Origin of the sequence: Streptomyces sp. NPDC053427 (genome assembly GCF_044544985.1) — a bacterium.
Taxonomy (GTDB): domain Bacteria; phylum Actinomycetota; class Actinomycetes; order Streptomycetales; family Streptomycetaceae; genus Streptomyces.
Genome location: NZ_JBITYA010000008.1, coordinates 112100 through 132110, shown reverse-complemented (window position 1 = coordinate 132110; position 20011 = coordinate 112100). Strand labels below are relative to the sequence as shown.

At 71.5% G+C, this 20011-nt stretch carries 19 protein-coding genes; 6 read left to right on the top strand and 13 right to left on the bottom strand.

The features are described 5' to 3' along the window. Positions 1–95 precede the first annotated feature (95 nt). Positions 96–572, top strand: a complete 477-nt coding sequence (bfr, locus tag ACIGWZ_RS23050; RefSeq protein WP_400067487.1) for a bacterioferritin — start codon at positions 96–98, stop codon at positions 570–572. Between the two features lie 36 nt (positions 573–608). On the opposite strand, the gene ACIGWZ_RS23045 is transcribed toward bfr, so the two are convergent. Together ACIGWZ_RS23045 and ACIGWZ_RS23040 are read right to left on the bottom strand one after the other, a co-directional pair. Next, a complete protein-coding gene (locus ACIGWZ_RS23045) occupies positions 609–887 on the bottom strand; it encodes a bacterioferritin-associated ferredoxin (RefSeq protein ID WP_400067485.1) in 279 nt (92 codons plus the stop codon). Between the two features lie 190 nt (positions 888–1077). Continuing rightward, positions 1078–2421, bottom strand: coding sequence for a class II 3-deoxy-7-phosphoheptulonate synthase (locus tag ACIGWZ_RS23040; RefSeq protein WP_400068036.1), 1344 nt, complete (start codon positions 2419–2421; stop codon positions 1078–1080). Between the two features lie 610 nt (positions 2422–3031). Here ACIGWZ_RS23040 and ACIGWZ_RS23035 point away from each other — a divergent pair. Together ACIGWZ_RS23035 and ACIGWZ_RS23030 are read left to right on the top strand one after the other, a co-directional pair. Beyond that, positions 3032–3100, top strand: coding sequence for a trp operon leader peptide (locus tag ACIGWZ_RS23035; RefSeq protein ID WP_400068034.1), 69 nt, complete (start codon positions 3032–3034; stop codon positions 3098–3100). A gap of 109 nt (positions 3101–3209) precedes the next feature. Then, positions 3210–5141, top strand: coding sequence for an anthranilate synthase family protein (locus tag ACIGWZ_RS23030; RefSeq protein ID WP_400067483.1), 1932 nt, complete (start codon positions 3210–3212; stop codon positions 5139–5141). Here ACIGWZ_RS23030 and ACIGWZ_RS23025 read toward each other — a convergent pair. The 5 genes from ACIGWZ_RS23025 to ACIGWZ_RS23005 all read right to left on the bottom strand — a co-directional run bounded on the left by ACIGWZ_RS23025 (position 5107) and on the right by ACIGWZ_RS23005 (position 10566). Beyond that, the gene (locus tag ACIGWZ_RS23025; protein WP_400067481.1) at positions 5107–6123 is read right to left on the bottom strand and encodes a 2-hydroxyacid dehydrogenase; all 1017 of its coding nucleotides are present in this window, start codon (positions 6121–6123) and stop codon (positions 5107–5109) included. The genes ACIGWZ_RS23030 and ACIGWZ_RS23025 overlap by 35 nt on opposite strands. A gap of 513 nt (positions 6124–6636) precedes the next feature. Further along, positions 6637–7665: a 6-phosphofructokinase gene (locus tag ACIGWZ_RS23020; RefSeq protein ID WP_400067479.1), complete on the bottom strand. Its 1029-nt coding sequence runs from the start codon at positions 7663–7665 to the stop codon at positions 6637–6639. 171 nt (positions 7666–7836) lie between these two features. Next, the gene (locus ACIGWZ_RS23015) at positions 7837–8508 is read right to left on the bottom strand and encodes a response regulator (RefSeq protein WP_400067478.1); all 672 of its coding nucleotides are present in this window, start codon (positions 8506–8508) and stop codon (positions 7837–7839) included. Then, positions 8505–9770 (bottom strand): MacS family sensor histidine kinase, encoded by a 1266-nt coding sequence (gene macS, locus ACIGWZ_RS23010; protein WP_400067476.1) that lies wholly within the window; start codon positions 9768–9770, stop codon positions 8505–8507. The genes ACIGWZ_RS23015 and macS overlap by 4 nt, the downstream gene beginning before the upstream one ends. A 43-nt stretch (positions 9771–9813) precedes the next feature. After that, a complete protein-coding gene (locus tag ACIGWZ_RS23005) occupies positions 9814–10566 on the bottom strand; it encodes a lysophospholipid acyltransferase family protein (RefSeq protein ID WP_400067474.1) in 753 nt (250 codons plus the stop codon). 195 nt (positions 10567–10761) lie between these two features. Here ACIGWZ_RS23005 and ACIGWZ_RS23000 point away from each other — a divergent pair, with 195 nt between their 5' ends. After that, on the top strand, positions 10762–11559 hold the full coding sequence (locus tag ACIGWZ_RS23000) for an alpha/beta hydrolase (protein WP_400067473.1): 798 nt from the start codon (positions 10762–10764) through the stop codon (positions 11557–11559). After that, positions 11546–12124: a hypothetical protein gene (locus tag ACIGWZ_RS22995; protein WP_400067471.1), complete on the top strand. Its 579-nt coding sequence runs from the start codon at positions 11546–11548 to the stop codon at positions 12122–12124. The genes ACIGWZ_RS23000 and ACIGWZ_RS22995 overlap by 14 nt, the downstream gene beginning before the upstream one ends. Positions 12125–12158: 34 nt before the next feature. On the opposite strand, the gene ACIGWZ_RS22990 is transcribed toward ACIGWZ_RS22995, so the two are convergent. From ACIGWZ_RS22990 to ACIGWZ_RS22965, 6 genes are all read right to left on the bottom strand, one after another. Next, positions 12159–12908: an endonuclease/exonuclease/phosphatase family protein gene (locus ACIGWZ_RS22990; protein WP_400067469.1), complete on the bottom strand. Its 750-nt coding sequence runs from the start codon at positions 12906–12908 to the stop codon at positions 12159–12161. Positions 12909–13054: 146 nt separating this feature from the next. Next, positions 13055–13996, bottom strand: coding sequence for an ROK family glucokinase (locus ACIGWZ_RS22985; protein WP_400067467.1), 942 nt, complete (start codon positions 13994–13996; stop codon positions 13055–13057). An 87-nt stretch (positions 13997–14083) separates the two neighbouring features. Next, positions 14084–14569 carry a DUF5304 domain-containing protein gene (locus ACIGWZ_RS22980; protein ID WP_400067465.1) on the bottom strand — a complete coding sequence of 162 codons (486 nt, stop codon included), beginning with the start codon at positions 14567–14569 and terminating at the stop codon, positions 14084–14086. A gap of 199 nt (positions 14570–14768) precedes the next feature. Further along, positions 14769–15989 (bottom strand): ArsA family ATPase, encoded by a 1221-nt coding sequence (locus ACIGWZ_RS22975; RefSeq protein WP_400067463.1) that lies wholly within the window; start codon positions 15987–15989, stop codon positions 14769–14771. A gap of 2 nt (positions 15990–15991) precedes the next feature. Next, positions 15992–16483 (bottom strand): SRPBCC family protein, encoded by a 492-nt coding sequence (locus tag ACIGWZ_RS22970; protein ID WP_400067461.1) that lies wholly within the window; start codon positions 16481–16483, stop codon positions 15992–15994. 150 nt (positions 16484–16633) lie between these two features. Continuing rightward, on the bottom strand, positions 16634–17410 hold the full coding sequence (locus ACIGWZ_RS22965; protein WP_400067459.1) for a metallophosphoesterase: 777 nt from the start codon (positions 17408–17410) through the stop codon (positions 16634–16636). 274 nt (positions 17411–17684) lie between these two features. Between ACIGWZ_RS22965 and ACIGWZ_RS22960 the strand changes: the two genes are divergently transcribed. Continuing rightward, positions 17685–19481, top strand: a complete 1797-nt coding sequence (locus ACIGWZ_RS22960; RefSeq protein ID WP_400067457.1) for an AMP-dependent synthetase/ligase — start codon at positions 17685–17687, stop codon at positions 19479–19481. The last annotated feature ends 530 nt before the right edge of the window (positions 19482–20011 follow it).

Genomic DNA, 20011 nt, shown 5'->3' with positions numbered 1-20011 from the left:
CTCGTACTAAGCGTGCACTTACTGGACTGTCCACTCCGGGCGGTGCAAGGATGCGCGGCACCTGCCCAGTTCTCGCGCGGAAGGAGCCCGCAGCCATGCAGGGCGACCCCGAGGTCATTGAATTCCTCAACGAGCAGCTGACTGCCGAGCTGACCGCGATCAATCAGTACTTCCTGCACGCCAAGATGCAGGAGAACTTCGGCTGGACGAAGCTCGCCAAGTACACGCGCAGCGAGTCGTTCGACGAAATGAAGCACGCGGAGATCCTGACCGACCGCATTCTCTTCCTCGAAGGGCTGCCGAACTACCAGCGGCTGTTCCATGTACGCGTCGGCCAGACCGTCACCGAGATGTTCCAGGCGGACCGGCAGGTCGAGGTCGAGGCGATCGACCGGCTCAAGCGCGGAATCGACATCATGCGCGCCAAGGGCGACATCACCTCGGCGAACATTTTCGAGGACATCCTCGCGGACGAGGAGCACCACATCGACTATCTCGACACCCAGCTGGAGCTGGTCGAGAAACTCGGCGAGGCGCTGTACATCGCCCAGCTGATCGAGCAGCCGAGCTGAGCGCGCTCATCGCACGGGCCGTGCCGCCCCGGAGGGCTACGCGGCCTCCTGGAGCGCCGCGGGCGCCACTGCGGCCACCTCCGCGACCGGCGGGGGCTCGGCCGCGGCGCCCAGCGGCTCGGTGCTACCGCTGTCGATGAGCTCACGGCGCGGGCATGCGCCACGGCCGAGCAGCTGCTGGATACGGCGTACACAGCCGCCGCAGTCGGTGCCGGCCTTGCAGGCGGAGGCGATCTGGCGGGGCGTGCAAGCGCCCGTACCCGCGTGCTCGCGGACCTGCTGCTCGGTGATCCCGAAGCATGAGCAGACGTACACGCGGTTTCACCTCCATAGGGATCCTCACTGCCGGGCGACCGGCGGCACTCGCCGATCTCCGATCTTGAGTGAGGTTACCCTTACCTTACTTGGCGTGCGAGGCGGCGACAAGGCGCGGGCAACGCGATGGGGCGCGGATCACAGGATCCGCGCCCCATCGCGTCATACGGGGCCAGGCCCCGGAAAAGCCCTACTGGTCGCGGTACATCTTTGCCACCAGGAACGCCAGGTCCAGCGACTGGCTGCGGTTGAGCCGCGGGTCGCAGGCGGTCTCGTAGCGCTGGTGCAGATCGTCGACGAAGATCTCGTCGCCGCCGCCCACGCACTCCGTGACGTCGTCACCGGTCAGCTCGACGTGGATGCCGCCCGGGTGCGTACCGAGGCCCTTGTGGACCTCGAAGAAGCCCTTGACCTCGTCCAGCACGTCGTCGAAGCGACGGGTCTTGTGACCCGAGGCCGCCTCGAAGGTGTTGCCGTGCATCGGGTCGCAGATCCACGCCACCTGGGCGCCGGAGGCCGTGACCTTCTCGACCAGCTCGGGGAGCTTGTCGCGGACCTTGTCCGCACCCATGCGGGTGATGAAGGTCAGCCGGCCGGGCTCACGCTCCGGGTCGAGGCGCTCGATAAGGGTGAGCGCGTCCTCCACCGTGGTGGTCGGGCCGAGCTTGACGCCGATCGGGTTGCGGATGCGGGAGGCGAACTCGATGTGCGCGCCGTCGAGCTGCCGGGTGCGCTCGCCGATCCACACCATGTGGCCGGAGACGTCGTAGAGGTTGCCGGTGCGCGAGTCCACGCGGGTGAGCGCCGACTCGTAGTCCAGGACCAGCGCCTCGTGGGAGGCGTAGAACTCGACGGTACGGAACTCCTCCGGGTCCACCCCGCAGGCGTTCATGAAGTTGATCGCGCGGTCGATCTCGCGGGCCAGGTCCTCGTACAGCTGCCCCGCCGGGGAGGACTTCACGAAGTCCTGGTTCCAGGCATGCACCTGGCGCAGGTCGGCGTAGCCGCCGGTGGTGAAGGCGCGCACCAGGTTGAGGGTCGCCGCGGAGGCGTTGTACATCCGCTTGAGCCGCTCGGGGTCCGGGATCCGGGCCGCCTCGGTGAATTCGAAGCCGTTGACGGAGTCGCCGCGGTAGGTCGGCAGCGTCACCCCGTCGCGGGTCTCGGTCGGCTTGGAGCGCGGCTTGCTGTACTGGCCGGCGATCCGGCCGACCTTGACCACCGGGACGGACCCGGCGTAGGTCAGCACGGCGCCCATCTGGAGGAGCGTCTTGAGCTTGTTGCGGATGTGCTCGGCGGAGACGGCGTCGAAGGCCTCCGCACAGTCGCCGCCCTGAAGCAGGAACGCCTCACCACGGGCGACCGCTCCCAGGCGCTCACGCAACTGGTCGCACTCGCCCGCAAAGACGAGCGGCGGATAGGACTCGAGCTCCGCGATCACATCGCGCAGAGCCTCTTGGTCCGGCCAGTCAGGCTGCTGCGCCGCGGGCAGGTCTCGCCAGGTGTTGCCACCGGCGTGGGTTTCAGCGTTCACGGTCACGAACACCACATTACGGGGTCCCGACGGGGGTCCAGAACCGCGACCGGAGTGTGAGACGGGGCGCTGCGCTTTGCCTGGGCCCCACGTTGTCGGCCGTCCCGCCGTGGTGGTTGCTCGCCGTTGCGCCTGCGGCCCGTTCGCTGCGCTTGGCCTGGGCCGATGTTTCGGGCTTTCTCTCCGTGGCGCCTGCGGCGGGCCCGTTCGCTGCGCTTGGCCTGGGCCGATGGTTCGGACTGTCTCGCCGTTTCGCCTGCGGCGGGCTGGTTGCCGCTGCGCGGGGCTGTTCGGCAGCGGCACCGGGCCTACACGGCTCCGCCGCTACGACCCGGCACCTCCCCGTTGAGGGTGGAGAGAAGACGGTGGGGGTGCCCGTAGGCGGTCAAGTGTCTCTTGTGGACCGATCATGGTGAACGGACACACACCACGCCCGCCCCCACCAACCCCTTCCACCCACCCACGGGAGGGGACGGACCGTAGCGGCGGAGCCGTGTAGGGCCGGCACCGCTCCCTACAAACCCACGCCCGCCGCAGGCGCAACGGCGAACAACCACCACGGCGGGACAGCCAAAAACGTGGGGCCAAGCCCAGGCGCAGCCGATCCGGTATGGTGCCCCCCATGCACGCGCAGCCGAACAGGAACTGGTGGTGGACCGCTCATCCGGCGGCCCACTGATTCGCGCGCACCCACAGACTCCGCGAAGGCCGCCCCAGGGGCGGCCTTCGGCGTTTCCGGACCCGGGCCGTCCCTCTCCCCCAGCACATGAGAGAGAAGGACGACAACCATGCATCTGCCCGAGCTGCTCGCCGACGACCGGCCCTTTGCCCTGTTGCACCGCCGCACCCCCGGCCGCGACCACGACGCGGTGGAGGTCCTCATCGGCCCCGTCGCCGCGTACGACCGGCTCGCCGACCTCCCCGAGGGGCTGGCGCTGGTGCCGTTCCGGCAGATCAGGGAGCGCGGCTTCGACGTCCGCGACGACGGCACGCCGCTCACGGCGCTGGTCCCCGAGGAGAGGTACGAGCTGCCGCTCGCCGAGGCGCTGGCGCAGCTCCCGGCCCATGAGGTGCAGGTGACGGACGGGGCCTTCGATGTGACCGACGAGGAGTACGCGGCGATCGTCGGCCGGGTGCTGGACGAGGAGATCGGGCGGGGCGAGGGCGCGAACTTCGTCATCCGGCGTACCTACGAAGGCGAGATCCCGGGGTTCGGCAGGGCCGACGCGCTGGCGCTGTTCCGGCGGCTGCTGGCCACCGAGCGGGGCGCGTACTGGACGTTCGTCGTGCACACCGGGGAGCGCACCCTGGTCGGCGCCAGCCCCGAGGTGCACGTCCGGATGACGGGCGAGCGGGGCGGGCACGCGCCGCCCCCGGCCGCGGAGGGCGGCGGGCGGCGGGTGGGCGGCACCGTCGTGATGAACCCGATCAGCGGGACCTACCGCTACCCGGCCGGCGGCCCCACCGCCGACGGCCTCCTGGAGTTCCTCGCGGACGGCAAGGAGATCGAGGAGCTCTCGATGGTCGTCGACGAGGAGCTGAAGATGATGTGCACCGTCGGCGACATGGGCGGCGTGGTGATCGGGCCGCGGCTGAAGGAGATGGCGCATCTCGCGCACACCGAGTACGAGCTGCGCGGGCGGTCGTCGCTGGATGTGCGGGAGGTGCTGAAGGAGACGATGTTCGCGGCGACCGTCACCGGGTCGCCCGTACAGAACGCCTGCCGGGTCATCGAACGGTACGAAGCCGGCGGCCGCGGCTACTACGCCGGCGCGCTGGCCCTGATCGGCCGCGATGCGAGCGGCGCGCAGACGCTGGACTCGCCGATCCTGATCCGTACGGCCGACATCGATGCGGCCGGACGGCTGCGGGTGCCGGTCGGGGCGACGCTGGTACGCGGCTCGGACCCGGCGGGCGAGGTGGCCGAGACGCACGCCAAGGCGGCGGGGGTGCTCGGCGCGCTCGGTGTGCGCCCCGCGCCGGCCCTGCCCCGCGGCCCGAAGGACGGGGCGGACGCCGCGCCGCCCCGGCTCGCCGACGACCCGCGGGTGCAGGCGGCGCTGGCCGGCCGCCGCGCCAACCTCGCTCCGTTCTGGCTGCGGATGCAGACCACCGCGCCGACCGCCGCGCTCAGCGGACATGCGCTGGTCATCGACGCCGAGGACACCTTCACCGCGATGCTGGCGCATCTGCTGCGCACCTCGGGTCTGACGGTGGACATCCATCGCTACGACGAGCCGGGGCTGCGGGCCACCGCGCTCGCGCACGAAGGGCCGGTGGTGCTCGGCCCCGGTCCCGGCAACCCGGCCGACGCCGCCGACCCCAAGATGCGTACGCTGCGCGCGCTGACCGCGGAGCTGGTGCGCGAGCACCGGCACGGTCTGCTCGGAGTCTGCCTGGGCCACGAACTGCTCGCCGCCGAGCTGGGGTTGGAGATCGTCCGCAAGGAGGTGCCCTTCCAGGGCGCACAGGAGCGGATCGACTTCTTCGGACGCGCCGAGACGGTCGGCTTCTACAACACCTTCACGGCCCGCTGCGACGACACCACGGCCGCCGAACTGGCCATGCACCGCGTCGAGTTGAGCCGGGATGCGGAGACCGGCGACGTGCATGCGCTGCGCGGGCCCGGCTTCGCGGGCGTGCAGTTCCACCCGGAGTCGGTGCTGACGCTGGACGGCGCGGCGGTCACCGCTCAGCTGCTGGCAGCTGTCCTCGTGTGACCAGCATGTTCTCGTTGGTGCGGTGGGCCAGATAGTCCTCGACGTTGCGTACGGTGGCGTCGATGATCTGGCCGACCGCGTCCTTGGTGAAGTACGCCTGATGGGCGGTGACCAGGACGTTTGCGAAGGTCATCAGGCGGGCGAGGATGTCGTCGTTGATGATGTCCAGGGATTTGTCGAAGGAGAAGAGCCCGGCCTCCTCCTCGTAGACGTCCAGGCCGACGCCGGCGAGCCGGCCGGCCTTGAGGGTGTCGACGAGGGCCGCGCTGTCGACGAGCCCGCCGCGGCTGGAGTTGATCAGGATCGCGTCGTCCTTCATCGCGGCCAGCGCGGCGGCATCGATGAGGTGCCGGGTGGCATCGAGCAGCGGGACGTGCAGGGTGACCAGGTCCGACCGGGCGAGCAGTTCCTCCCGGCCGACGTACTTCATTCCCAGGGCGACGCAGTTGGGGTTCTCGGCGATGTCCCAGCCGAGGAGGTTCATGCCGAAGCCATGGGCGATCCGGGTGAACGCCTCGCCGATCCTCCCGGTGCCGATCACGCCCGCCGTACGGCCGCGCAGATCGCGGCCCATCAGGCCGTCCAGCCGGAAGTCGAAGTTACGGGTGCGGTTGGCGGCCGGAACGATCCGCCGGTCCACCGCCAGCGCCAGGCCCCAGGCGAACTCCGCGACCGCGTAGGGGGAGTAGGCGGAGACCCGGCCGATGGTCAGGCCGAGGTCGGCCGCGGCCTGAAGATCGATGTTGTTGAAGCCCGTGGAGCGCTGGGCGACCATTTTGGTGCCGCCGACCGCGAGGACCTGGAGCACATCGGCGCTCAGGTCGGCGTTGACGCTGGAGCTGACGACCTCGTAGCCGCGCGCGATGGGGGCGGTGTCGCGGTTGATGAACACATCCAGGCTGCGGACCTGGTGCCGGCCCTCGAAGGCCCGCTCCAGCAGCTCGCGCTCGTCCGCCTGGACACCGAAGGCGACGATCTCCACGTTCCCTCCCGCCGGTACATTTTGCCCCAGAGTTTCGGCAATGGGCCGAATATGTGGCGTATGGCGAATATACGGCGCCTTGCCTGGCGGCGCCGACCGGAGTACGGGCGGGGGGCGGGGGCGAGGAGGGCCCTTAGGGCGGGGGCGAACAGATCCCGTAAGGGTTGCGAGCGCCCCCTGCGGGGCCACAACGCGGCGGGCGGGCCGGGTGTTCCCGGGGCCCGGATTCCGGAGGCCGCCACCATGGCGCGCCACCGCGGTCCGGCGGTGCGGCACGGGCTCGACGGCAAAGGCCGTCGGCACCGGCTCGGCGGCACGACCATGCGGCACCGGCCCGGCGGCACGGCCATCCGGCACCGGCCCGGCGGCACGGCCATCCGGCACCGGCCCGGCGGCACGGCCATCCGGCACCGGCTCGGCGGAAGAGCCCGGTCGAAGCGCCCGGCCGCCACGCTCACCCACCGAGCTCAGCCGTCGAGCTCGGCGGGTGAGCCGAAGAACCGATCGAACAGCTCAGCCGAAGAAGACGCCCGCCTCGGAGTAGAGCGAGGGATCGACGGTCTTCAGTTTCGCGGTCGCTTCCGAGATCGGCACCCGGACGATGTCGGTGCCGCGCAGTGCGACCATCTTGCCGAAGTCACCGTCCTGTACGGCGTCGATGGCGTGCAGCCCGAAGCGGGTGGCCAGCCAGCGGTCGAAGGCGCTGGGCGTGCCGCCGCGCTGGGTGTGGCCGAGTACGGTCGTGCGCGCCTCCTTGCCGGTGCGCGACTCGATCTCCTTGGCCAGCCACTCCCCCACGCCCGACAGCCGGACATGGCCGAAGGAATCGGTGGACCCGTCCTTGAGGACCATCTGGCCGTCCTTGGGCATCGCGCCCTCGGCGACGACCACGATCGGGGCGTAGCGGACCTTGAAGCGGGACTCGATCCAGCCGCAGACCTCGTCGACGTCGAAGCGCTGCTCGGGGATGAGGATGACGTTGGCGCCGCCGGCGAGGCCGGAGTGCAGCGCGATCCAGCCGGCGTGACGGCCCATCACCTCGACGACCAGGACCCGCATATGGGATTCGGCGGTGGTGTGCAGGCGGTCGATGGCCTCGGTGGCGACGCCGACGGCGGTGTCGAAGCCGAAGGTGTAGTCGGTGGCCGAGAGGTCGTTGTCGATGGTCTTGGGGACGCCTACGCAGGGGATGTCGTATGCGTCGGAGAGGCGGGCGGCGACGCCGAGGGTGTCCTCGCCGCCGATCGCGATGAGCGCGCCGATCTCGTTCTTGGCCAGCGTGTCCTTGATCCGGCGGATGCCGTCGTCCGCCGCGAAGGGGTTCGTCCGCGAGGATCCGAGGATGGTGCCGCCGCGCGGCAGGATCCCGCGGACCGCCGCGATGTCCAGCGGCACGGTGTCGCCCTCGAGGGGGCCGCGCCAGCCGTCCCGGAAGCCGACGAAGTCATATCCGTATTCCTGGGTGCCCTTGCGGACGGCGGCCCTGATCACCGCGTTCAGACCAGGGCAGTCGCCGCCACCGGTGAGTACTCCGACCCGCATCGCTTCACCTATCCCGTCGTTGGCCGCGTACGGCCGTACATGAGCGGACCCGCGTCACGCTAATGGTGACGTACGTCACTCCGGGATGGGCAAAATCCGATTCCGTTGATTTGTCGGGGAGTTGATTCCGCGCGTTCACCCGTACGAGCGGGTGACCTCACGGATGCACGGTTACGCGTCGTCGAGGCCGCGCTCGATGGCGTACCGCACCAGCTCCACGCGGTTGTGCAACTGGAGCTTGCCGAGGGTGTTCTGGACGTGGTTCTGCACCGTGCGGTGCGAGATGACCAGCCGCTCGGCGATCTGCTTGTACGAGAGGCCCTTTGCCACCAGCCGCAGCACCTCGGTCTCCCGCTCCGTCAGCTGCGGGGCGCCCGGCTCGTCCGGCGTCGCGGGGGCCGGTTCGGTGGCCAGGCGGCGGTACTCGCCGAGCACCAGACCGGCCAGGCCCGGCGTGAACACCGGGTCGCCGGCGGCCGTGCGGCGCACCGCGTCCAGCAGCTCCTCCGTGCTCGCCGACTTCAGCAGATAGCCGGTCGCCCCGGACTTGACCGCCTCCAGGACGTCGGCGTGCTCGCCGCTCGCGGAGAGCACCAGCACCCGCAGCGCCGGATCGGTGCCGACCAGTTCCTTGCACACCTGGACGCCGGGCAGGCCCGGCAGGTTCAGGTCCAGTACCAGCACATCGGGGGCGGCGGCCTGCGCCCGGCGCACCGCCTGGAGGCCGTCGCCGGCCGTCGCCACCACCTCGAACCCGGCCTCGGCCAGATCCCGTGCGACCGCGTCCCGCCACATCGGGTGGTCGTCGACCACCATCACCCTCAGGCCCGTCTGCCCACTCACGCTTTTGCCTTCCCCCGCCCTCTGCCCTTGGGCGCCGCGCCCTTGGGAACCGTCAACTCCACTTCCGTCCCCTGGCCGGGGACCGAGACCCACTCGGCGCTGCCGCCCAGGTCCCGCAGCCGGCCGCGGATCGACAGGGCCACGCCGAGGCGGCCCTCGCGTTCGGCGTCCGCGAGCCGTCCCTCGGGGATGCCGGGGCCGTCGTCGCGGACCGTCACGATCACCGCCTGCGGCTCGTCCTCCACCAGGATCCACGCGTGGGCACCGTCCCCCGCGTGCACCCGCACATTGTCCAGTGCGGCACCGACAGCGGCCGCCAGCTCCGCCGCGGCGGCGGCCGGCAGCTCGACCGGGGCGCCGGGCTCGGAGAAGGTGACGCCGGCGCCCGCGTACGGGGCGAGCAGTGCACGGACGTCGCACGGTCCGCCGGCCGGTGCGGGCGGCGCGGCGTGCGGGGCGGCCTCCGGTGCGGCCTCCCGCCGCGGCGGCGGCATCAGCCCGCCGGCGACCAACGTCCGCAGCGCGACCTCCTGTTCACCCGCCATCCTGCCGAGCTCGGCCGCCTCGCCGCCGATCGCGGTGCCGCGCCGCTGCACCATCGCCAGCACCTGGAGCACACTGTCGTGGATGTCGCGGGCCAGCCGCTCGCGTTCGCGGGTGGCGGCCTCTATCTGGAGCGCGCGGGCGAGGGTGCGCTCACTGGCGCGGGCGACCTCGACGACATAGCCGATGGCGACGCTGGCGACCCACACCAGGACGACGTTGTGGATGGTGTCGCGGGCCAGCTCCTGGCGTTCGATGAGATTGGCGGCGGCCACCGCGGCCGAGCCCACGGCGGCCCAGCGCCAGCCCCGTTTGATCGCGAAGCCCAGGACGGCGCCCGCCGTCCAGATGGAGGGCAGGGTGGGCCCGCCGTCCGCGATGCGGGCGGGGGTGTCGACCACCGCCGTGAGGAGGATGCCGCCGACCGCGAAGGCGAGGTCGGCGATGAGGAAGTGCCGGGTGCAGCGCTCCGCGGAGGTCGTACGGCGCCAGGTGAACGCCATCCAGACGGTGAGCGCCGCAATGTAGGCGAAGGCACCCCATGGATGCGCGTACTGCTTGTACGAGAGGGCGAACAGGCACAGCACATAGCCGAGGGTGAGGATGCGGTAGCCGGTGAGCGCCCGCCACAGCGGCAGCTCGACGGACATCCGCAGCACCTTCGGCGGGCGCTTGCCGTGCCGCCGGCCGGCGGCCATGCCGCCGCTCAGATCCGTCATGCCGGCATCCGTCATGCCGCCCCCACCCCTCGCCCGGGCGTGTTTACGCCCCGGTCGTCTCGGCCTTCCCGGCGGCCTTGCCGGCCTCCGCCTCCGCCTTCTTCTTCGTCTCCACCGCCGCCTTCGCCGCCTCGGCGATCTGCCTCTTGGCCGCCGTCGCGTAGATGTCGACGTACTCCTGGCCGGACAGCTTCATGATCTCGTACATGACCTCGTCGGTGACCGACCGCAGGATGAAGCGGTCGCCCTCCATGCCCTGATAGCGGGTGAAGTCCAGCGGCTTGCCGATACGGATGCCCGGCCGGATCATCTTCGGCACGATCTTGCCCGGAGGCTGCACCTTCTCGGTGTCGATCATCGCCACGGGGATGACCGGCGCGCCGGTGGCCAGTGCGACGCGGGCCAGTCCGCCGGGCTTGCCGCGGTAGAGCCGGCCGTCCGGGGAGCGGGTGCCCTCCGGGTAGATGCCGAACAGCTCACCGCGCTCCAGCACCTCGATGCCGCTCTTGATCGCCGCCTCGCCCGCGCCCCGGCCGCCGGACCGGTCGACCGGCAGCTGGCCGACGCCCTTGAAGAACGCCGCGGTCAGCTTGCCCTTCACCCCCGGGGAGGTGAAGTACTCGGCCTTGGCGATGAAGGTGACCTTGCGGTCGAGCACCGCGGGCAGGAAGAAGGAGTCCGAGAAGGACAGGTGGTTGCTCGCGAGGATCGCCGGACCCTCGGCGGGGATGTTCTCGATGCCTTCCACCCAGGGCCTGAAGGCAAGCTTCAGCGACCCGCCGATGGAAAACTTCATTGCGCCGTAGATCAACCGACTGCCTCCTGTGTGTGACGCAAAGACCTTAACCTGCCCCGGCGCCCCGCTCGCCGCGGCGGGGCTGCGACGGGCCCACCTGGGGCCGCGCGGGCGCTGCCGGACCTATCCGCTCCGCGTCGGTCCGCGTACCCTGAGGTAACCCACCAGGCCCCCTTTACTGATCGGAGTTCCCCGGTGCCGCTCCTTCCCGGAGCCGAGCCGTTCCGCCGTGACGGCGGAGAGGTCGGCGTCCTTGTGTGCCACGGCTTCACCGGCTCCCCGCAGTCCGTACGCCCCTGGGCCGACCATCTGGCCGACCAGGGGCTGACCGTCGCCCTGCCGCTGCTGCCGGGGCACGGCACCCGCTGGCAGGACCTGGGGATCACCACCTGGCAGGACTGGTACGCCGAGGTCGACCGCGAGCTGCGCGCGCTCACCGAGCGCTGCACCAAGGTCTTCGTCTGCGGCCTGTCCATGGGCGGCACGCTGGCGCTCCGCCTGGCCGCCAAGCACGGCGACGCGATCAGCGGCGTGGCCGTGGTCAACCCTGCCAACAAGCTCCATGATGCCGCGGCGCCGCTGCTTCCGGTGCTGCGGTATCTCGTACGGACCACCAACGGGATCGCCAGCGACATCGCCAAGCCGGGCGCCAAGGAGGTCGGCTACGACCGGGTGCCGCTGCAGGCCGCGTACTCGATGCGCCGCCTCTTCCAGCAGGTCGACTCCGAACTCCCGGGCGTCACACAGCCGTTGCTGGTGATGACCAGCCCGCAGGACCATGTCGTACCGCCCGTGGACTCGGAGCGGATCCTGAGCCGGGTGTCCTCCACGGACGTCCGGCACAAGCTGCTGGAGCGCAGCTATCACGTCGCCACGCTCGACCACGACGCCGAGCAGATCTTCGCCGACACCTTCGCCTTCATCGCCCGGCTCGCCCCCGAGGTCCTGCCCGGCGGCGTCAAGGAGGGGACGGCGGCCAGTGGCGGAGCATAGCCCGCGCGATCCCCAGGAGCCGCTGGACGAAGAGGCCGCCTGGGCCGAGATCGTCGCGGGGTACGGCGAGCAGCCGGAGTTCCCCGCGGCGGACGAGGACGCCGCCGCCGACCGTACGGACGCCAAGGGCCCCAAGGACCCTGAAGACGCCAAGGACGCCAAGGACGCCAAGGACGGTACGGCGCTTCCGGGGGCCGGTGACAAGGCGTCCGGCGGCGCCCGCCCCGGCAGCTTCGTCGTCTTCGCCCCCGGCGTCGGACCGCGCGACTGGAGCGCCGCCGAGCCGTCCGACGACGACTTCGACGCGACGGACGAGGGGCACTTCACCCCGCCGGAGCCGCCCCCGCTGCCGACGGCCGACGTCACCACGAAGTTCGCCTGGCTCGCGGTGCTCGGCGGTCCGCTGCTGCTGGTGGCGATGGTGATCATCCAGCAGCCCGTGACGTGGTGGATCGCCCTCCTGGGCATCGGCGGCTTCCTCGGCGGCTTCGCCACGCTGGTGGGGCGGATGAAGGACGACAACGGGGACGACGACGATCTGCCGGGAGGCGGGGCGGTGGTGTGAGCGGGCCCCAGGGCCTGGCCGGTGGATCAGCGCCCTAGCCGTCGGCCGGCACCCGCACCGCGGCCAGCACCGGCAGATGGTCCGTGGCGGCCCGCAGGTCCGCCTCGTGCACGCCGGGCAGGCCGTGCGGCACCCCGCAGCCCAGTACCTCCACGCCCGGCGTGGTGAACACGGCGTCGATCCGCTGATGCGGCTCGTGGGGCGTGGAGGTGTACTCCCCGCCCCACGGTTCGGCCGTCCAGCCATCCGTGAGCGCCTCCGCCAGCCGCCGGAAACTCCGCCCGTCGGGCCGGTCGTTGAGGTCCCCGCCCGCGATTGCGTACGGCACATCCAGCAGCGCCAGCCGCTCCAGCAGCAGTCCGGCCTGCCGGTGGCGTTCCGCGGCGGCGAGGCTGAGGTGGCAGCTGAGCACCCCGAGCCGGGCGCCGCCGATCCGTACCACTGCGGTGGCGAAGCCCCGCTGGTGCAGGCCGGGCGTGCGGGGCAGCAGGATGTCCTCCGTACGCTCCACATGGGCGCGCAGCGTGGACAGGATCATCGGGCCCGCGGTCGTGGCGCCGCCGGTGACGTACACCAGCCCCGACGCACGGGCCAGCCGCTCGGCGGCCTTGCGCCAGCGGAAGAACCGCGGCGCCTCCTGGATCAGCACGAGATCGGGGGCGCAGGCCCTGATGACCCGCGCCAGCGCCGCCGGGTCGTCGCGCAGCGAGCGGATGTTGTAGCTGAGTACGCGGATCACGGCCGAACCGTCGGGCTCGGTACGGGAGTCGGGGAGCGAGATCAAGGAGGCAGGTCCTCTCGCCGGGGCCGTCGTAAGGGCCGGGAGACGGGGTCGTCACGCGGGCCCAGAGTAGGGCAGAAACGGGCAACGCCCGTCACGTCCCGGGGGATGTGACGGGCGTGGGCCACGCCTCGGTGTGCCGGGGGCCGCTAGCCCTGGCGGGCGAGGTCGGCCGCGCCCACCAGTCCGGCCTTGCCGCCCAGCTGGGCGGCGAGCACCTGGGCGTGCGGCCGGTACTGGTTGCCCACCAGCCAGCGGCGGAAGGACTTGCGGATCGGGTCGAGGACCAGTTCGCCCTCGTCGGAGACGCCGCCGCCGACGATGAAGGCGGACGGGTCGAAGAGCGAGGCGAGGTCGGCCAGGCCCGCGCCGGCCCAGCGGGCCAGTTCGCGGAAGGAGTCGATGGCGACCTTGTCGCCCTGGCGGGCGGCGGCGCTGATGTGCTTGCCCTGGATGCCGTTGGGTGTGCCGTCGCCGAGCGAGAGCAGCACCGTGGCGTTCTCGGGGGTGGCGAAGGCGCGCTGGCGGGCGTAGCGCAGCAGGGCGCGGCCGGAGGCGTACTGCTCCCAGCAGCCCTGGCTGCCGCAGCCGCACAGCAGGCCGTCGGGCACGACCCGGATGTGGCCGAATTCCGCGGCGACGCCGAAGCGGCCGCGGCGCAGCTTGTTGCCGATGATGATGCCGCCGCCCAGGCCCGTGCCGAGGGTGATGCAGATGACGTCGCTGTGGCCCTGGCCCGCGCCGAACCTGTACTCGCCCCAGGCGGCGGCGTTGGCGTCGTTCTCGACGACCACGGGGAGGCCGACGCGCTGCTCGACCTTGTCCTTGAGCGGTTCGTGGCGCCAGTCGATGTTGGGCGCGAAGAGGACCGTGGCCCGCTTCTCGTCGACATAGCCGGCCGCGCCGATGCCGACGGCCTCGACCTGGTGGTCGGCCCCGACCGTGCGGACCGCGTCCGCGATGGCCTCGGTCAGTGCGTCGGTGGCCTGCGGGGTCGGCACCTGGCACGTCTCGAGGATCGAGCCCTCTTCGTCGACCACGCCGGCCGCGATCTTCGTGCCGCCGATGTCGACGCCGATGGTGAGTCCCATGTGTCCCTCAGTTTTTCGCTCGGCTCCCCGCCGGGGTCAACCGTACCGGAGGAGGGACCGCCTTCCCCGCCGTGCGGTGGCGGGGCGTCAGTCGAGATCGATCCGCTCGGTGCCGGTGGGGCCGTCGTCGTCGCGCGGGTCGCCGGTCCGGCCCTCGGTCCGGCCGCCGGGGCGGTCGTCGAGGTCGTCGCGGGTCCAGCGGCGCTCGCTGCGCTCGACGGCCGAGCGGTAGGCGGCGAGGAGTTCGGAACCGGCCGCGGCGAGGTGGTCGAAGACCTCGGGGTTGCGCTCGATGACCGGCTCCACGGCGGCCTTGGCCTGCCGGAACAGCTGGCTGACGGCGCCCTGCGCGGCGATCCCGCCCAGCGCGCCGGGCAGCTGGATGCCGGCGAGCTTGTCGGTGACGGCCTCGGCGAGCTTGCGCAGCTCCTCGGCGGCGCTCCCCGGCTGCGGGCCGTATGCGGTACGGCGGCGGGCCTGCTCCGCCGCGAGGTCCTCGGCGCAGGCCGTCTCCCAGGCATCGGCGTCGACGCCGGCCGTACGGTCGGCGGGGCGCTCGGTGGCGTCACTCATGATGTTCTCCGTGGGCTCCGGCGGCGGGACTTACTCCCGACGTTACCAACGTTGCCGGGGGGCAACGCGGGCCTTTCGGAACCGAGGGCGAAAATCCGTACGGATTTCGCCGCCGGTGTCCGTCCGGCCGTCCAGGGTGGCGTGATCGCGGGAGGGGCGGCGCCGTCGGGCGCACCTCGACCGCATGACGCTACGGCGTTCAAGAACTCCGTTCGGTGGCCGCCGGCCACAGGCCGGGGTCGGGTGTGAAGCGGATGTCGAGGACGCCGTCGTGCAGTCCGGCGCCGGAGACGGTGCAGCGGCGCAGCGCGGAGGGGAGCGTGCGGATGCGCCGGAAGGGGCCGACGGTGACGACGATTTCGTCGCCGCGGCGCACCAGGCCCAGGCCGTCCCGCCGGGCGCCGGGCAGCGGCACCCGCCACAGGAGGATGCCGTCGGTGGCGAGGCGGTCCGCCACGGTCCAGGGGTCGGGGTGGGCGGCCCCGGTCCCGTCGGCGGATTCGGCGGGCTCGGAGGGGTCGGCCGCGTCTGCCAGGTCGGCCAGGTCCTCGACGCCCTGCGGGTCCCGGCCCAGGTGCGGCACCTCGCGCACGGGCAGATCGGGGAATTCCTCGCGCAGCGCCTTGAGGGCGGCCTGCTGGCTGCCGGAGAGGGCGGCGAGGAAGGGGTCGGCGGAGCCGGTGGGCAGCAGGCGGTTGACGACGAGGGCGTCGGTGCGCCGGCCGTGGAGCGCGAGTCCGGCGCGCAGGTCGCGCAGGGCGGCAGCGGCGACCGGGCCGGCGTCGGTGATCAGGCGTACGGAGGTGCCGGGGTCCTCGATCACCCGCTGGACGGCGGCGAGTTCGCGCTCCCAGCGCTCGGCGGCCTCGTACAGCTTCTGGGCCGGCATCGGGACGCCGGCGAGCTGGGCGAGCACCGGGCGCAGCGCGCGGGCGGCCTGGCGCTCGGGCGGCAGCAGGCGGCGCAGATAGCGGCGGACCTGGGCGGGCAGCGCGAGCAGCCTGATGGTTTCGGCGGCGGGCGGCATGTCGACCACGAGCATGTCCCAGGCGTCCGAGGCGTGTTCGGCGCGCAGGGCGTGCAGCAGCGCGAAGGGCTCGGAGCCGGGGAGTTCGGTGAGTTCGTCCTCGTCGAGGGGACTGGCGCCGAGCAGGTCGAGGGCGGCGCCGGCGCGCTCCTGGAAGGCGAGGAACTCCTGGCGGAAGCGGTCGCCGGAGTCGATGCGGCGGGCGTGCAGGCCGGGGGCTATCTCGGTCGCGGCATCCGCACTCAGACGCGAGCGCAGCACCGTTTCCGGAGCGCTGCTCTCGGTCGTGAGCAGCAGTACGCGCGCTCCCCGCCGGGCACCGGCCAGGGCGGTCGCGGCGGCCAGCGTGCTGCGGCCGGCGCCGCCGGGGCCGGTGACGAGGACGGTCCGCACGCTCAGAGCTTCTTGCCCTCGTCGGCGGGCGCACCGGAGCCCGCGGCGGACCCGGGACCGCTCTCCACCCGCTTCTTCAGCCCGGCCAGCGCCCGGTCGATGATGACCTTCTCCGCCTTGCGCTTGATCATCCCGAGCATCGGGATCTTCACATCGACGGTGAGCTGGTACGTCACCTCGGTCGCCGCGCCGCCGCGCACCGCGGCGAGCCGGTACGAACCATCCAGCGCGCGCAGCATCTGCGACTTGACCAGCGACCAGCTGACCTCGCTCTCGCCGGTCCAGGTGTAGGCGAGGGTGTGGTCGTCCTTGATCGCACCGGCGTCGAGCACCAGGCGCACCTGCTCGGCGCGGCCCCGCTCGTCCTTGGCCAGCACCTCCGCCTCCTTGACCTCTCCGGTCCACTCCGGATAGCGGTCAAAGTCGGCGATCACTCCCATCACTTCGGCGGGCGCCGCCTCGATCGTGATGCTTGAGCTGGTGTGTTCGGCCATCGCCGTGACTCCTCCATGCCATTTCCATGCCGATTCGGGCCGGTCCGCCGACTCGCGTCAAGCTCGTCAATCCCCGTGTCTCTGCTGCTGAAGGCTACCGCGCGGGGGATACCCGGCGGACGCGCGGCCGGGCGCATCGGCGCCGCCGGTTCACCACTCCAGGACGTACGGCACCCCGGTCGCGTTGAAATGCCCGACGTTGATGCACTCCGTGGCGCCGATCCGCACCCGGCGGGCGAGCGGCTGGTGGACGTGCCCGAAGAGGGAGTAACGGGGACGGGTCCGGCGGATCGCCTCCAGCAGCGCCGAACTGCCGCGCTCGAAGCGGCGGGCGACCGTGTCGTAGCAGAGCTCGGGAACCTCCGGCGGAATGTGCGTGCACAGCACGTCCACCTCCCCCACCGCCTCGATCTTGGCGGCGTACTCCTCGTCCCCGATCTCGTACGGGGTGGCCATCGGCGTGGCGAGCCCGCCGCCGACGAACCCGAACACCCGCCCCCCGATGTCCACCCGCTGGCCGTCGAGGACGGTGACGCCCTCCTTTGCGTACTCCGGCCACAGCCGCGGCATATCGACATTCCCGTATGTGGCGTACGTAGGGGTGGGAAAGGCGGCGAACAGCTCGGCGTACTGCTTGCGGACCGCGCCCTCGATGACCGACTCGCGGCTCCGGCCCGTCCGGTCCAGCTCGCCCCAGAGCCTGCTGCCCAGGTCGCGGGCCTCCTCGAAGCGACGCGCGGTGCGCAGTTCGACGAGGGCGTGGGCGTTCTCGACGCCGAACAGGTCGGGGAAGATGCCGCGCGAATGATCGGCGTAATCCAGGAAGAGCACCAGGTCACCGAGGCAGACCACCGCATCGGCACCGTCGCCCGCGGCGGCCAGGCCGCGGCTGTTGCCATGGACGTCACTGACCACATGCACACGCATGGCGCCACCCTAGATGCCCCGGGCAGTTGCCGGGAGGCCGCCCACGACCTGGGGTTACTTTCGGGTCAGCACGCTGCTGGTCTAGTCTGCGCGGAAGCAGTTCCATGGCGTGTCGTAAAGCGTGTGACGCATCAAACATCTGGGCGCGACCCCCTATCCCAAAAGCAATACCGATGGGTAACGTCCGGGCAGTCCGACCCCCCTTGCATGATCTTGGACCGCAACCGGTGTACGCACAGCGTCGTGGCGCCGGCGCCAATGAGGAGCAGCAGTCTTGCGCGAGTTCAGCCTTCCGGCCCTGTACGAGGTCCCCGCGGACGGCAATCTGACGGATCTCATCCGCCGAAATGCCGCGCAGCACCCGGATGTTGCGGTCATTGGACGCAAGGTGAACGGGCAGTGGCAGGACGTCACCGCCACCACCTTCCTCGCCGAGGTCCGGGCGGTGGCCAAGGGCCTGATGGCCTCGGGCGTCAAGCCCGGCGACCGCGTCGGCCTGATGTCGCGCACCCGCTACGAGTGGACGCTGTCGGACTTCGCGATCTGGAGCGCCGGCGCGATCACCGTCCCGGTGTACGAGACCAGCTCCGCCGAGCAGATCCAGTGGATACTCGGCGACTCGGGCGCGGTGGCCTGCCTGGTGGAGAGCCCCGCCCATGAGGCCGCCGTCGAATCGGTCCGCGACCGGCTGCCCGACCTGGAGAACATCTGGCAGATCGAGCGGGACGCGGTCGCCCGGCTGCGGGCCGCGGGCGCGGGCATCACCGACGAGGAGGTCGACGAGCGCAGCGCGCTGGCCGACGCCGACTCGCCCGCCACCATCGTCTACACCTCCGGCACCACCGGCCGCCCCAAGGGCTGCGTGCTCAGCCACCGCAGCTTCTTCGCAGAGTGCGGCAATGTCGTCGAGCGCCTGCGCCCGCTCTTCCGTACGGGCGACGCCTCCGTCCTGCTCTTCCTCCCCGTGGCGCACGTCTTCGGCCGCCTGGTCCAGGTGGCGGCGCTGATGGCGCCCATCAAGCTCGGCCACGCCCCCGACATCAAGCACCTCACGGACGATCTGGCCTCCTTCCGCCCGACGATGGTCCTGGGCGTCCCCCGCGTCTTCGAGAAGGTCTACAACTCGGCGCGGGCCAAGGCGCAGGCCGACGGCAAGGGCAAGATCTTCGACAAGGCCGCCGACACCGCCATCGCCTACAGCCGCGCGCTGGACACCGCCGACGGTCCCTCCCTCGGCCTCAAGGTCAAGTACAAGGTCTTCGACCGCGTCGTCTACGGCAAGCTGCGCGCCGTCCTGGGCGGCCGCGCCACCCACGCCATCTCGGGCGGCGCCCCGCTCGGCGAGCGCCTGGGCCACTTCTACCGCGGCATCGGCTTCACCGTCCTGGAGGGCTACGGCCTGACGGAGTCCTGTGCGGCCACCGCCTTCAACCCCTGGGACCGGCAGAAGATCGGCACCGTCGGCCAGCCGCTGCCCGGCTCCGTCGTCCGCATCGCCGACGACGGCGAGGTCCTCCTGCACGGCGAGCACCTCTTCACCGAGTACTGGAACAACCCCTCGGCCACCGAAGAGGCGCTCTCCGACGGCTGGTTCCACACCGGCGACATCGGCACCCTCGACGAGGACGGCTACCTCGCCATCACCGGCCGCAAGAAGGAGATCCTTGTCACCGCGGGCGGCAAGAACGTCGCCCCAGCGGTCATCGAGGACCGCATCCGCGCCCATGCGCTGATCGCCGAATGCATGGTGGTCGGCGACGGCCGCCCCTTCATCGGCGCCCTGATCACCCTCGACGAGGAATTCCTGCCCCGCTGGGCGGAGGAGCACGGCCACCCCGCCGATGTCGCCCCGGCCGACATCGCCAAGGACCCGGAGCTGCTGGCCGCCGTGCAGCGGGCCGTCGACGACGGGAACGCGGCCGTGTCCAAGGCCGAGTCGGTACGCAAGTTCCGCATCCTGCCGACGCAGTTCACGGAGGAGTCGGGGCATGTGACGCCCTCCCTGAAGCTGAAGCGGAATGTTGTGGCGAAGGACTTCGCTGAGGAGATCGAGGCCATTTACCGGGGGTAGTTGGCCCCACGTTTTTGGCTTTCCCGCCGTAGGGGTTTGTCGCCGTTGCGCCTGCGGCCCGTTCGCTGCGCTTTGCCTGGGCCGGTGTTTCGGGCTTTCTCTCCGTTGCGCCTGCGGCGGGCCCGTTCGCTGCGCTTTGCCTGGGCCGATGTTTCGGGCTTTCTCTCCGTTGCGCCTGCGGCGGGCTGGTTGCCGCTGCGCGGGGCTGTTCGGCAGCGGGACCGGGCCTCCGGACTCCGTCCTGCGGCCCGGCCCCTCCCCGTTGATGGGTGGGAGAAGGACGGTGGGGGTGTACGCCGGCGGTCAGGCGCACCCTGTGCACACGATCACAGGCACCGAACACACAACGCCCGCCCCCACCGACCCCTAACCCCCCACCCACGGGAGGGGACGGACCGTAGCGGCGGAGCCGTGTAGGGCCGGCACCGCTCCCTACAAACCCACGCCCGCCGCAGGCGCAACGGCGACAAACCCCTACGGCGGGACGGCCGACAACGTACGGCGCAGGCAAAGCGCAGCGGAGGGGCCCG

Excerpts from the sequence above, each read along its gene's own strand:
- ACIGWZ_RS23005 (WP_400067474.1), bottom strand. The coding sequence starts at position 10,566 with ATGAAGTTTTCCATCGGCGGGTCGCTGAAGCTTGCCTTCAGGCCCTGG.
- ACIGWZ_RS23020 (WP_400067479.1), bottom strand. The coding sequence starts at position 7,665 with ATGCGGGTCGGAGTACTCACCGGTGGCGGCGACTGCCCTGGTCTGAAC.
- ACIGWZ_RS22965 (WP_400067459.1), bottom strand. The coding sequence starts at position 17,410 with ATGCGTGTGCATGTGGTCAGTGACGTCCATGGCAACAGCCGCGGCCTG.
- ACIGWZ_RS23030 (WP_400067483.1), top strand. The coding sequence starts at position 3,210 with ATGCATCTGCCCGAGCTGCTCGCCGACGACCGGCCCTTTGCCCTGTTG.
- macS (WP_400067476.1), bottom strand. The coding sequence starts at position 9,770 with ATGACGGATCTGAGCGGCGGCATGGCCGCCGGCCGGCGGCACGGCAAG.
- ACIGWZ_RS22970 (WP_400067461.1), bottom strand. The coding sequence starts at position 16,483 with ATGGCCGAACACACCAGCTCAAGCATCACGATCGAGGCGGCGCCCGCC.
- ACIGWZ_RS22985 (WP_400067467.1), bottom strand. The coding sequence starts at position 13,996 with ATGGGACTCACCATCGGCGTCGACATCGGCGGCACGAAGATCGCGGCC.
- ACIGWZ_RS22980 (WP_400067465.1), bottom strand. The coding sequence starts at position 14,569 with ATGAGTGACGCCACCGAGCGCCCCGCCGACCGTACGGCCGGCGTCGAC.
- bfr (WP_400067487.1), top strand. The coding sequence starts at position 96 with ATGCAGGGCGACCCCGAGGTCATTGAATTCCTCAACGAGCAGCTGACT.